Annotated in this window: 12 protein-coding genes; 6 read left to right on the forward strand and 6 right to left on the reverse strand. The window is 47.1% G+C overall.

Translation table 11 applies throughout. The annotated features are described in order from the left end of the window. The first annotated feature begins 136 nt into the window (after window positions 1-136). Complete coding sequence (locus tag DD586_RS10195; RefSeq protein ID WP_012884731.1) at window positions 137-1,579, forward strand: serralysin family metalloprotease; 1,443 nt, start codon at window positions 137-139, stop codon at window positions 1,577-1,579. Window positions 1,580-1,993: 414 nt separating this feature from the next. Beyond that, complete coding sequence (locus DD586_RS10200) at window positions 1,994-3,430, forward strand: serralysin family metalloprotease (RefSeq protein WP_012884732.1); 1,437 nt, start codon at window positions 1,994-1,996, stop codon at window positions 3,428-3,430. A gap of 240 nt (window positions 3,431-3,670) precedes the next feature. Here DD586_RS10200 and DD586_RS10205 read toward each other — a convergent pair whose 3' ends face one another. The 3 genes from DD586_RS10205 to tehA form a co-directional block, all read right to left on the reverse strand. Beyond that, a complete protein-coding gene (locus DD586_RS10205) occupies window positions 3,671-5,539 on the reverse strand; it encodes a potassium transporter Kup (RefSeq protein WP_012884733.1) in 1,869 nt (622 codons plus the stop codon). Between the two features lie 243 nt (window positions 5,540-5,782). After that, window positions 5,783-6,478, reverse strand: a complete 696-nt coding sequence (locus tag DD586_RS10210) for an expansin EXLX1 family cellulose-binding protein (protein WP_041164926.1) — start codon at window positions 6,476-6,478, stop codon at window positions 5,783-5,785. 294 nt (window positions 6,479-6,772) lie between these two features. Beyond that, window positions 6,773-7,741, reverse strand: coding sequence for a dicarboxylate transporter/tellurite-resistance protein TehA (gene tehA / locus DD586_RS10215; protein WP_012884735.1), 969 nt, complete (start codon window positions 7,739-7,741; stop codon window positions 6,773-6,775). Between the two features lie 866 nt (window positions 7,742-8,607). Here tehA and DD586_RS10220 point away from each other — a divergent pair. From DD586_RS10220 to DD586_RS10235, 4 genes are all read left to right on the forward strand, one after another. After that, window positions 8,608-9,612 (forward strand): acyltransferase, encoded by a 1,005-nt coding sequence (locus DD586_RS10220; protein WP_012884736.1) that lies wholly within the window; start codon window positions 8,608-8,610, stop codon window positions 9,610-9,612. Window positions 9,613-9,713: 101 nt separating this feature from the next. Next, complete coding sequence (locus DD586_RS10225; protein ID WP_012884737.1) at window positions 9,714-10,058, forward strand: MmcQ/YjbR family DNA-binding protein; 345 nt, start codon at window positions 9,714-9,716, stop codon at window positions 10,056-10,058. A gap of 138 nt (window positions 10,059-10,196) precedes the next feature. Continuing rightward, complete coding sequence (locus DD586_RS10230) at window positions 10,197-10,622, forward strand: hypothetical protein (RefSeq protein ID WP_041164928.1); 426 nt, start codon at window positions 10,197-10,199, stop codon at window positions 10,620-10,622. A gap of 5 nt (window positions 10,623-10,627) precedes the next feature. Next, window positions 10,628-11,188, forward strand: a complete 561-nt coding sequence (locus DD586_RS10235; RefSeq protein ID WP_012884739.1) for an RNA polymerase sigma factor — start codon at window positions 10,628-10,630, stop codon at window positions 11,186-11,188. Window positions 11,189-11,194: 6 nt separating this feature from the next. On the opposite strand, the gene DD586_RS10240 is transcribed toward DD586_RS10235, so the two are convergent. From DD586_RS10240 to DD586_RS22260, 3 genes are all read right to left on the reverse strand, one after another. Next, on the reverse strand, window positions 11,195-12,106 hold the full coding sequence (locus tag DD586_RS10240; protein ID WP_012884740.1) for a LysR family transcriptional regulator: 912 nt from the start codon (window positions 12,104-12,106) through the stop codon (window positions 11,195-11,197). A gap of 12 nt (window positions 12,107-12,118) precedes the next feature. Next, on the reverse strand, window positions 12,119-13,108 hold the full coding sequence (locus DD586_RS10245) for an MBL fold metallo-hydrolase (RefSeq protein WP_012884741.1): 990 nt from the start codon (window positions 13,106-13,108) through the stop codon (window positions 12,119-12,121). Window positions 13,109-13,346: 238 nt separating this feature from the next. Then, window positions 13,347-13,754, reverse strand: coding sequence for a cupin domain-containing protein (locus DD586_RS22260; protein ID WP_012884742.1), 408 nt, complete (start codon window positions 13,752-13,754; stop codon window positions 13,347-13,349). Between the last annotated feature and the right edge of the window lie 11 nt (window positions 13,755-13,765).

Consider the following 13,765-nt stretch of genomic DNA (forward strand, 5'->3'; position numbering starts at 1 on the left):
TATTAAACAGGGTAGTGTAACTATCCTGTTTAATAAGATTTCCATCGAAATCTTATTTACATGCCATTCTGGCAGGGATGTGTTCGCCCTGAATAAGTAATGGCTACTCTCGGTTATATTATTTTCAGAGGATTTTATGGGAAAAAATCTGTCTTTACGTCAAGATGACGCGCAAAATGCATTATCTGCCAGTAGCAGCAATGCGTATAACTCGGTGTATAATTTCCTGCATTACCACGACCGGGGTAATGGGTTGACGATTAATGACAAGGCCTCTTATTCTGTTGATCAGGCTGTATCGCAAATCACCCGGGAAAATACCACCTGGAATGGCAGCAATATATTAGGTAAATCAGCCAGTCTGACATTTAAATTTTTGCAATCAGCAAGCTCAACCCCAGCGGGTGATACCGGGTTTGTGAAATTCAATGCAGAGCAAATTGCACAGGCGAAACTGGCATTGCAATCCTGGGCGGATGTCGCCAACCTGACGTTTACCGAGGTAACGGGAAATAAATCAGCCAATATCACCTTTGGTAATTACACCCGCGATGCCAGTGGTAATCTGGATTATGATACACAGGCCTATGCTTATTATCCGGGTCAGTATCAGGGCGCAGGCAGCTCTTGGTATAACTATAACCAGTCTAATATTCGCAGCCCAGGGACTGAGGATTATGGCCGTCAAACTTTAACTCATGAAATTGGGCACGCTCTGGGGCTGAGCCACCCGGCCGAATATAACGCCGGTGAAGGGGATATCAGCTACAAAAACAGTGCAGCCTATGCAGAAGACTCCCGCCAGTTCAGCATTATGAGTTATTGGGATGTGGAAGACACCGGTGGCGATTTCAGAGGTCATTACTCTGCCGGGCCGTTGATGGATGATATTGCCGCTATCCAGAAGCTGTACGGTGCCAATATGACTACCCGTACTGGCGATACGGTATACGGGTTCCACTCCAATACCGATCGTGATTTTTATACCGCGACCGACAGCAGCAAGGCGCTGATTTTCTCGGTGTGGGATGCGGGCGGCAACGATACCTTTGATTTCTCTGGCTACAGTAATAACCAGCGCATCAACCTCAACGAAGGCGCGTTCTCGGATGTTGGCGGCCTGAAAGGCAACGTATCGATTGCCCACGGGGTGACCATCGAGAATGCGATTGGCGGCTCCGGCAACGATATTCTGGTTGGCAACAGCGCTGATAACATACTGCAGGGCGGTGCAGGCAACGACGTGTTGTACGGCGGTGCAGGGGCAGATACGCTGACCGGCGGTGCCGGGCGTGACACATTCGTCTACGGCAGCGGTCAGGACTCCACCGTGTCGGCGTACGACTGGATCACCGATTTCCAGACCGGTGTGGACAAAATCGATCTGTCGGCGTTCCATAACCAGGGCCAGCTGAGTTTTGCGCAGGATCAGTTCTCTGGTAAAGGTCAGGAAATCATACTGCAGTGGGATGCGGCAGATAGCGTTACGAATCTGTGGTTACATGAGGCTGGCCACAGCTCTGTCGATTTCCTGGTACGTATCGTTGGTCAGGTATCACAGTCCGATGTTATCGTGTAATTAATTACTGAACGTTATACACAGGGCAGACTCTCTGCCCTGTTTTATTATTAAGACCTTGTCTCGGTATTATTCTTTACTACAATAATTTACGGCTAGTAATACTTGCTTTAGCGAAAAGCAATCGTTTTCTTTATTCTCCCTCATCATTCTTATAACTTATTTCAATTCCATCAATTAGCGGTGTATTTAAATTTTCATGCTAGCATTACGATGAAATGGAAAAATAGCGACACATTCTTTACAAAATCATTACAGTGAATTATATAACTAATTGGCGCTGGTGACAGTGCTGACCAGGTTATATCTGATATTAGCAAATTCATTTCCTAAAAGTAGGCCATTAAGTTGGTAGGGTATTTTTATCCGTAAATTTAATGGCGATTTATGACTATTCATGAGAATGAGGGTTTTATGGAAAGAAATCTGTCTTCACGTGATGATGACGCTTTGCATTCACTATCTGCTCCCAGCAGCAGTTATGACGCAATTTATAATTTGCTGCATTACCATGAACGCGGTAATGGATTAACGATTAACGGCAAACCCTCTTACTCGCTCGAGGAAGCGGGGGCGCAAATTACCCGTGACAATGTGAGCTGGAACGGTGCGAATGTGTTTGGCAAATCCGCTAACCTGACGTTTAAATTTCTGCAGTCAGCTCGAGCTACACCGGATGGCGATACCGGGTTTGTCAAATTCAATGCCGCGCAAATTTCCCAGGCGAAGCTGGCACTACAATCCTGGGCGGATGTTGCCAATATCACGTTTACGGAGGTCACCGGTAATCAGTCAGCGAATGTCACCTTCGGTAACTACACCCGTGATTCCAGTGGACGTTTAGACTACGGCTCTCAGGCTTATGCGTATCTGCCGGGAAGCGGTAGCGCTTCCGGTTCGACCTGGTACAACTACAACGTGGATAACATTCGTAGTCCGGATACGATGGAGTATGGTCGCCAGACCCTGACGCATGAAATTGGCCATGCGTTGGGTCTGAATCATCCTGGCGATTATAATGCCGGCGTAGGGAACCCCAGTTACAGCGATGTCACTTACGCGGAAGACACCCGCCAGTTCAGTATTATGAGTTACTGGAGTGAGAAAAATACGGGTGGTGATTTCAAAGGTCACTATGCCGCCGGGCCGATGCTGGATGATATCGAAGCTATCCAGCGTTTATACGGTGCCAACATGTCCACCCGTACGGGGGATACCATTTACGGGTTCCATTCCAATACCGATCGTGATTTTTATACCGCTACCAGCAGCAGCAAGGCGCTGATTTTCTCGGTATGGGATGCGGGTGGTAACGACACCTTTGATTTCTCCGGCTACAGTAATAACCAGCGTATCAATCTTAATGAAGGCGCGTTTTCGGATGTCGGCGGCCTGAAAGGCAATATCTCGATTGCGCACGGGGTCACCATTGAAAACGCGATTGGCGGTTCAGGCAATGATCTACTGATTGGTAACGATGCCAATAACACCTTACAGGGTGGTGCGGGTGACGATATCCTTTATGGTGGGGGCGGGGCCGATCGTTTGTATGGTGGTAGTGGTAAAGATACCTTTGTCTATACCGCGGTGTCCGACTCAAGTGTTAACGCCCCTGACTGGATTCTCGATTTTCAGACCGGGGTTGATAAGATCGATCTTTCCGCATTCAATACCGGCCACAATTTGCACTTTGTTAATCAGTTCAGTGGTAGCGGTGGGGAAATTATGCTTAATTGGGATGCGTCATCCAATGTCAGCAATCTTTACCTGAATCTCGATAACAATACTTCTGCGGAATTTCTGGTGAAAATCGTGGGGCAGGTGTCACAAACTGCGGATTTCGTTGTTTGACGTTTACATCAGAGAAGGGCGGTTATCCGCCCTTTATTCCTGAACACTTCCCGCCAATATTTATCGCATGTCATCACATCCCATGCACCAATAACCAACATTATATTAGTTACAACATACTATTTTTTATTAACCAAACTCTCACCTGAGACTCTATCGTTACTGTCGCAAAGCAGGGTTAAAACGGGAGATGAGAGGGTGACAAAGACGGAAGAAACGCTTGTCACCCTTCAAGGCAGGTTAGATAGCTATCCGGCGGCCGATTTCGATTACCTGATTGCCCGGCAACTGATAATACTCTGTGACATGCAGGCTGTTTCTCATCATCCAGGCAAAAAGATAGGATTGCCAGCGTGGCAGAGCATCAGTGCCGTCTTTAGCAACAATCGACTCATGCCCGATATAGTAAGTTACGGCCTCATGGTCGTTGCATGCCTGAATGGGTGGCGTTTGTTTAAGCAGTTCGGGGATATTGGGCTTTTCCATAAATCCGTAGTACGCCACACCTTGCCAGAAACCCGGGTACTGCTCGGTAATAATCAGTTTATCTTCCTTCCTGACTCGCGGCACATCCAGCACCTGAATAGTCAGCGCGATAATATTATCATGCAGTGCGTGATTACGCTTCACATGCCAGCGCATTACCGGGGGCGCTACATTTTGTATTCTTGTCAAAAATACGGCCACGCCCGGCACACGTGAAATACCATTCTTCTGTAATGATGATAGGAATTCATCCATCGACTGCGTTTTTTCCGCCACCATTTGTGATACCCGGGTCACGCCCCGACGCCAGATAAACATGATGCAGAAAATCAGCATGGCCAGTAGCAATGGAACGTAGCCACCCTCGAACACTTTCAGCATATTGGCGACGCAAAAACCGAGGTCTATCAGGATAAAGATCGCGGTGACACTCAGGCTTAGCATCCTGTTCCAGTGCCAAATCTTACGCATTGCCATATACAATAACAGCGTCGTCATCAGCATGGTAATGGATACGGCAATACCGTAAGCCGCGGCCAGCCGTTCTGACGATTGGAAAAAAATAACCAAACTGAGGGTCACCACCATTAATAGCCAGTTGACGGTTCCCAGATAGATTTGCCCATAACTTTGTTCCGCCGTTTGGGTAATTTTCATTCTGGGTAGCCAGCCCAACTGAATGGCCTGGCGGGTCATCGAAAAGGCACCTGAGATAATCGCCTGACTGGCGATTATCGTCGCCAGGGTTGCCAGGACAATCAAGGGCATTTGCAATGAGGGGGGACAGAGGCGATAGAAGATATTATTGCTGACGTCCGCACCGGATAAAATAAACGCGGCCTGGCCGGCATAATTGAGCAGCAGGCAGGGAAGTGCCACAACATACCAGGCAAGCCAGATAGGCTTGCGACCAAAATGCCCCATATCGGCATACAGTGCTTCCGCTCCCGTGACGCACAGAAATACACCACCAAGAATCAATAAGCCGATATGTCCGTGGCTGGCAAAAAATGCCAGCGCATAACCAGGATTCAGCGCCCAGAGCACAGCGGGATAACTCAAAATGCTCTTGATACCCAGTAACGCCAGAACGGCAAACCACAACAGCATCACTGGTGCAAAAAATCGGCTGATTCTGTCTGTGCCCAGCGGTTGAATAGCGAAGATAAGAATCAACAGAGCCAGCGTCAGCGGCAGGATATAACTTGCGGTTTCAGGAAACACCAGTTCCAATCCTTCCAGCGCTGACAACACAGAAATAGCTGGTGTAATCGCCCCATCGCCATAAATAAACGCCGCACCAAGCAGGCCGGCGGCAATGATCCACTTCTGATGTTTGGGTTGATTACCTTGTAGCAGAGACATCAACGCCAGAACGCCACCTTCACCTTTGTTATCAATCCGCATGGCGAACAGCGCATATTTAACAGAGGTGACAATGATTAAAGTCCAGAACAGTGTGGAGAGCAATCCCAGGATGGTGGCTGGCTGAGTAGCGTCACCAGATAGCTGTATTACGGTGTTGAAGGTATAAAGTGGGCTGGTACCGATATCGCCAAAAACAATGCCCAACGCGGAAATAGCCAATAAACCAGGTGATTTCTCTTGTTGCGTATTCATCATATGCACATCCCGGTGAAGAGTTAGTATCAGGAAAAATGCCGTGTAATCATAGTGTAGACGGTTATGATTATCTGAGTGTGACCCCACCGTAGTTCTGAACAACATCAGAAAACATAAAAAATTGTGAAGTGAAGCAACGTTTCTGTCACGGTGGCGTGGCGAGACGGAGGGCTCAAAAGAAAGAAGAGGGTTACCGGTTGTACCGGTAACCCTCAGAAGGTGGCCACAAGCGTTACCGATCGATTATGGCAATTGGACTTTTCCGGTGATCAGATAGGCTGACGACGTGCCATCTGGCATCGGTGGCAACGTATCACTTAATATGTTGCCTTTAAGATCGGTAAATTCGATGGGAATATCATTTTTGCCAACGAACTCAATAATAAAGTGATTGTAATCCGTTTTTGGCACGCTGACCCATTGTGTATCTCGTAAATACTTCACCCCGACAATGGGGTATTTCACGTTCCTGAACTGCACTGCCGCCCAGTAAGGATTTGAGCCTTCTTTAATCCTATACACGACGTTACCACTCACCGGTGCTTTAACCAGCTCCCACTGAATATTGATTTTACCATCTTGCAAATTACCAATTTTCTCGAAGGCATTGAATGAGAGATCTAAAGCACAATCTCCCCCTTCAGGGTAAAGATCCGTAACATATACAGTCGTGCTTCCTTTTGGGCCGGTGACTTTTAAATAAGCACCGGCAAGTGCTGCTTTTACTCCTTTATAGTCTAGTTGTGTCCGGTTTAACGCAGTAATTTCCATATTGGAAGGGATAGGGTCCAATAATAGAGCACCACCGGAATAACCTGAGCCGGTGGCTGTCGCGTACCCATAACAAATATCACCAAGTTCCCAGGCTGCCTGGGCATGTTGAGTCAGAGGAAAAAATAATACTGAGGATGCTAACAAAACTTTTTTAAGTTTCATCATTTTCATGTCCATATATTATTTAATGTAAGAATAAGAAGCATGTCCTGCTTCGGAGATAACAGTGTTGGACAATTGTTTTTTACGAAATAAGAAAAATCTTAATTTATGGGGTTTAATAAACGTTTTGTTTGTCATTTTTATGAAAAAATTAAACATCCTCAGGAATAGATAAAGAAATTGAAACACGTAATGCAATGATAGATATCGAGTGAGCAATGGTGTGAAGTGGACGATTTTAGGTGTCGATACATATAATCAAAACACCGACGGCCGCCGGTGTTTTGATCTCAGCTATTACTTTTTATCTATTTCTTCCCAGACGATGAGCTTCCCTCTGAGTAAAAGCATACTTGTCTTTATAATAAGTAGGATGATAATAAAATTCGATGCAATAAATAGCGGAAAGGCCATCCAGTATAATGCGCCTCCCGGTACGGCATGCCCCAACCGGATGGAGGTTGTTGCCAGTGACGCTACACCAAATGAGACGCTCCAGAATGCCGGGGAAAACGGTTGAGAGCAGTACCACGGAATCAGCCTGATCATAAATAGCACCTGCAACAAACCGTAACCAAATAACAACTTGGCAAACACGTCTACCTGGCCACCATTCACACTCAGCCAGGCACTACAAGCAACAAACGCCGGGGCCATCTGAATACCCAATGAAGAACGCACCGCAGGAGACATCTCATCGACATTCCTCAATCGGCTCAGTATTGCTGGTTCCAGGCTAAGCCATGAGAAAATCCCCGCCCCAAGGAACAGGGTACCCACATCCTGAAATCCCAACGCGCCGCATGCCATCGCACTGATAAAATTATTCGCGACAGTAGGGAGATACAACCCGGGCGTGGTTGCCTCATGGGGATGCCGTCCACGCCATAATCCCGCCGTTTGCCATGCGGCATAGGTGAGTTGGACTGTCACTGCGATGAGAAAAAGACCGAGCGCCGTTGGATAACTCCAGGGCACGAGCCCTATTGCGACCAACATGGAGGTGGCAGGAGCCAGACTCACAAAGCTACTTTTAAGCGGATGTCTTATCTCTTGCAAAAGCGTATCAGCATGCCTAACCATCCTGACAATGAGTGCCGCCATGAGCAGCACCCATATAATGGTGGCCATCATGATAAGGACGTTCGCCGGTATTGTTGTAACCGGCCATATGGTCGCTGCAAACCGCCATGAAAACCCCAGCCCAATAATCCCCAGAACGATGCCAAAGTAACCCGAGGGCAGGTTAAGACGTGATTTTTTCATCACTAGTCTCCTGAAAATTTCAAATTATTATTCGATGCAGCGTTCATGAGGCCAGGAAGACATCCTCTCTTGCTGGTGTTCAAAAAGCCATCCCATCATCGGCCGGTATACTTATATAGTTAGCAAAGAATGTCTATCCCCCTAATAGGTAATACTCTGGCTAACTTTTTGTTATAACTTGGAAATAACAAAACTGATGCATTTGTGGAAAAGACTGGTAATAAACGAAACGGTTGTTAACGTCAGCGGGCTCGATTGTACATAAACAATGCTTAATTGATTGGCGAGATTACCACCGCGAGGTTAGGGCACAAAAACAGAAGGGGCCGCTAGTACCCGGGTTCTCAAACTCTTGCAGGCTTTTCGGTAGCGAGCTGTCTGGTTGCGGATGTGGCGCAGTGATATCGTGCTCACGATTTTTTTATCATGTAGCGTCAGTAGCATGTTTTATACGTGGAATGCTATTTTGACTGTGATATGATTGCTTCACTTTTTCATTAGGGTTATTTCACTTGCCATCTTTTAAGTTCGGTCATCGTCGATACCTTCACCTACGCAGGGTTAATCGTTACGCTGTTCTATCGAGCAAGACTCATCCTTGTCAGTTCAACATATCTATTGTGCTATAAAACTAGCCATGCCATGGATGTGTATTAATTGAAATGGATTAAAATTATTACCTATAAAATACTATACCCAAAATAATTTGAGTTGCAGGAAGGCGGCAATCGAGTGAATCCCCAGGAGCTTACACAAGTAAGTGACTGGGGTGAGTGAGAGCAGCCAACACACCTGCAACTTGAAGTATGAAGGGTATATGCCACTGATCGTTTGCATGGAATATATAACAAAGAGAATATAACAGAATGGAATGGCTCTATATAGCTAGGATTGTGTCGACTTTTGCGGTTATTGTTTTGCATATCTCAGCATACACGGTAAATTTAGCTGAACTTGGCAGTCTTTCCTGGTGGGCTGGCAATGTATATGATTCATTAACTCGCTGGTGTGTCCCTGTTTTTGTAATGATTAGTGGAGCCTTATTGCTCTCTCCAGAAAAAAACGAAAGTCTTTCTTTTTTCTACAAAAAGAGGATGAGTAGGATCTTCTATCCGTTGGTCTTTTGGTCCGCTTTCTTTATTTTTTGGGGCGTAATCAAATCAAGGATTAGTGGTGGTGGTGAGATTGAGGTATTAAGAAATATCGTGAATGGCAGACCCTATTATCACCTGTGGTTTCTATATATGATAATGGGCTTGTATATTTTCACTCCATTAATTAGAGTCGTGGTGTTCAATACAGAAAGAAAATTTTTATTATTTTTCGTATTCATGATGTTCGCATTTTGCTCATTGAGCGATATGTATAACTTCTCTATAAAAAGTAACGATTTTCTGTTTTTTAGTGAGTTCCTCTATTACCTCCCTTACTATATCTGTGGGCACTTGATAGTCAGGAGTAACCCCAGCCGTTCGTCACTACATTACAGTGTTGTTTTTTTCGCTTCTTTTGTCTTTACCTGCCTGTTTTGTTACTTACTCTCTTTACTTTCGGGGAAAGAAAATGGTCTCTATTTTTATAATTACCTCAGTGTTAATGTCATCATTATGTCCATTTCTTTCATGTGGATCCTTAAGGGGATTCGCACTAACCATATTAATCCAGAAAGGTTAAAATCCTTATCTGAAATTAGCCTCGGGATTTATCTTATTCATCCCATTTTCGTCGAGTTGTTTTATTTTCTGACCTCAAGGCGGTGGATGGTTCAATCTGTCATCACTATACCCTTAATTTCCGCAATTGTTTTTTTATGCTGTGTTGTTTCGGTCTTTTTTATAAAGAAAGTACCTTATCTAAGGCGGGTTGTGTGATTGTTGAACTTGCTCTCCAGTCTTTGAGACTTACTGTACAATCACACTGAACAACTATCAGAATAGGGACCGGAAACGGTATCAACTGAGAACCATGCGGTATGAATACAGAACAGTTTTTTGAAAACATTGCACGGCAATATGGGGTGTCACCAGACTATCCATGGAAAAACACGAATGCCTGCGTATTTCGGCATCCAAACCGAAAATGGTTTTGTGTGCATATGACCGTGAAAAATCACCAGTTGGGGCGAGCAGGTGATGCGGAAGTGGACGTCGTTAACGTCAAAGCCAGACCAGAGACGATCGGTTCACTGCGCTCAATCAACGGTGTTTTACCGGCTTACCATATGAACAAAGAACATTGGGTAAGTATCGTCTTGCAGGAAATTGATACCGAGATACTTTGGCAACTGGTGTCCGATAGCCACCTGCTAACAGCATAACAAGCGATTCCCCGCAAGCCGGTGGGCTGCTAAAGCGGCTTTTCGACTTTTTTTCAACTTTTCAGCAATATTTTTCCCGCTCATTCGTCTACTACATCACAAGCAATTTATCCGCAAACGTGATGAGGTAGCAATATGATGGGAAATGGTGAAATGTATCGGCATGGTCGAGGTTATGGCTTCCATGGGCATCGGATGGCAAAGCCGCTATTGATTGCCCTTGTGCTGTTTGTCGTACTGGGACTACTGGTAATGTCGTTATGGAATGCGTTGTTACCAGCGATTATCGGGGTAAAAAGTATTGATTTCTGGCAGGCGTTGGGGCTGTTGGTACTGAGTCGCATTCTGTTTGGCGGCCTGGGATTCCGGCCTGGGATGTTTGGTATGGCACGCGAGCGTCGCCGTATGCACGAACGTTGGATGCAAATGACACCGGAACAACGTGAAGAGTTTATCCGGCAACGCCGTGACGAATTCGGCCATCGCGATCGCTGTAACTGGCATGGGCGCCGTCATGATCGCAATGCAACCGATGCAACACCTAAAACACCGGAAGCTGAGTAAGCGTGATGAAAGCCGAAATGGCAGGAGAGTCATTGCTGATTTCAGCCATCAAAGCCTGCCGGTCGCGGTTAACCGCTTTTATCCGCGGCCGTACGGCTGTGCGTGATGACGCTGACGATATCTTGCAGGAAGTGACGTATCAATTGATGACGGTGGAGCAGCCGGTGGAAAACGTCGCCGCCTGGTTGTTTCGTGCTGCACGTAACGAGATGACCGACCGGGCACGTAAAAAACGCGAGCTGCCGTTGTCTGGATATTTCATTGACGATGATGACGGAGATTTCCCAGAGGATGAACTGGCAGAAACGCTGTTCGGTACACCGCAAACGCCGGAAGATGAGTATCTTAAGGCGTTATTGTGGGATGAACTGGACGCAGCGTTATCTGAATTGCCATCCGCACAACGTGAGGTGTTCGACAAAACCGAGTTGCAGGGCTACAGCTATAACGAGCTGGCAGAGGAAACCGGCATCAGTGTTCAGGCATTGTTATCACGCAAACACAAAGCCGTTCTCTACCTGCGCACGCGGTTACGCAATGTCTACGATGCGCTAACAACAGAGTAGTGAGCCTCACGGCTGAAGGCCAGCCGCACACAGCAGTTGCGCACGTAACCAGACGTTGGCCGGATCATGACTATTTTTCGGATGCCAGTACATGCTGATGACAATCGGTTGTAGGGGTAGCGGTGGATCGAAAATATCAAGTGTCTGGGTAAAACGTTGCAACATTCGTCTGGGCAATGTGCAAAGCAGATCGGTTCCAGCAACAATCGGTGGTGCCATGGCATAACTTTGGGTGGACATCACCACGCTACGTTGGTACCCAAGACCGGCCAGCGTTTGATCGACAAAGCCAGTAAATGGATCTCCTTCGGAGGAAACCACCAGGTGGGGAAGGGCGCAATAGCTTTTCAGGTCAAGGGGAGCCGAGCCTCGCGGATGACCTTTACGCTGCGCGGTCGCAAACTCATCGTCAAAGAGTTTGCGTCTGATCCAGGCATCATGCGCTCCGGCATTCACGCCAATATAGATGTCAATATCACCTGTTTCCAACTGCTCAGGTAAACGAGCACTTTCCGGCAGAGCGAAGCGAAGCCGAATACCCGGTGCGGCTTCGCTAAACTGATTAACCAGATCTGCACCCAGCATCAGGGCCGGGTTTTCATGCAACGCAATCACAAACGTTCGACTGCTGCTTGCTGCATCAAAATGTATCGGTTCAAGCATGGCCGAGATATCGTGTAGAACGCTTGCAATCTGTGGTCGCAGCGACTCAGCTCTTGGTGTTGGTAAAACCCCACGTCCATGTGGGGAAGGGATAAACAGTTGATCACCAAAGGTAGCCCGCAGGCGTGACAGCCGGGCCGACATAGCCGGTTGACTGATACCCAGCCGGGCGGCGGCGTGCGTGATGTTCTGATCTTTCAGCAACGCATCTAGCGTCAGCAGCAGGTCAATATCAATGTCTGAAAATGGCGTCATTCTGTTATCCGTTTACTTTGTGACGGCAGCGGCACGATCAGTATAGGTGACGGGTACCCACGCATAGCCGCCATGTTCGTTTCGGGCAACATAGCCAATACCGGGGAATGGCAAATGTGGTGCAGCAATAAGATCTTTATTTCTGGCAAAGTTTTCAAACGCATGAATGCGTACACGAGCCGCCAGATCCTGGTCTTCATCATACGCGATAGTGATATTCGGCTGTGGGAACTGCACGGCAGCAATGTGGATAAGATCGCCCACAAAGGTTATCGTTTCACCTTCGCTTGTCAGCGTATAGAACGCCGATCCTGGCGTATGTCCAGGATGCACCGTACTCGTAATACCCGGTATTAGCTCCGTTGAGCCTGAAAACGGCACAACTTTACCCGCATCCAGATAGGGTTTTAAGGTTTTCTGGGCAATATCAAAGTAACTTTTGTCGTAGCCTGTTTTTTGCTGATTAGCGTTATTAAAGAAAAAATCAATGTCCGGTTTTCCCACGAACACGCGTGCATTGACGAATACCCGCTGACCGTCTTTAACCATGCCACCAGAATGATCGGAGTGCGCATGAGTCAGCAAAATATCAGTAATATCCTGCGGATGAATCCCTTGGGTCGCCAGGCTCTCAATCAGTCGACCGCCATTGCCAGGGCCAAATAGTTGGCCAGCACCGGTATCAACTAATATTTTGCGTCCGGGCAGACTGATCAGAAATGCATTAATGGATGCTTCAACCGGGTTGGACTGAAAGTTTTTAGCCAATAACGCGTCCGTATTCTGCGTTGTTGTACGCCGCAGCAGCTGGTGAAGATCCTGCGCGACACTGCCATCGGTAAATGATGTGACAAGAATTTTGCCAACCTGAACGCTATAGCCACCAGCCTGCTGTTGAACAGTATGCTGAGGTACGTCAGCCGCCATAGAGTGAAGAACAGGGTATAACAGCAACGATCCGGTTAACAGTGTTGTTGTAGCGAGTTTTTTTGCAATAAACATGATGGGCTCCTTACGAAAAGCCTCATGTTATTCCACCAACATTTTTTGAGAATCCGCATCTGGTGGATACGACCTATCCATGGTGTGAATAGGTCTGTATTTGTCCACGAAGATTGCCCATAGAGAGGGCGAGTTAATGCGGTCATATCGAGTGGCTGAATACACGTTAGCGTAGGTTGACAAAGTGACGCTCAAAATATGATGACAGCCACACGCGGCCTCCGACCACCACCATTAATCATGGCAGCAGGCCATACTGCGTCTCCTCTACCGGTTCCAGCCACTCATTTGTGGCACCTTCAGCAGGAACTTCAACCGCAATATGGGCAAACCAGCTGTCTCTGGCAGCACCATGCCAGTGTTTCGTGCCGGGCGGGATGTTAACGACATCGCCGACGCTCAGCCGACGGGCGGGTTTATCCCATTCCTGGTACCAGCCACGCCCCCCGGTCACCAGCAAAATTTGTCCACCCTTGTGATGAATATGCCAGTTATTACGACATCCAGGCTCAAACACTACATTGCCAATAGTCACGCCCTCAGTAGAAAGCATGCTCAGATAGCTCGTCCCCTGGAAATATTGTGCATAGGCTTCATTTTTCGGCCCTTTAGGGAAAATGCCGTTACCGTCAAAGTTATCGCTCATAAATTCTCCGC

Source organism: Dickeya parazeae Ech586, assembly GCF_000025065.1.
Classification (GTDB): Bacteria; Pseudomonadota; Gammaproteobacteria; order Enterobacterales; family Enterobacteriaceae; genus Dickeya; species Dickeya zeae.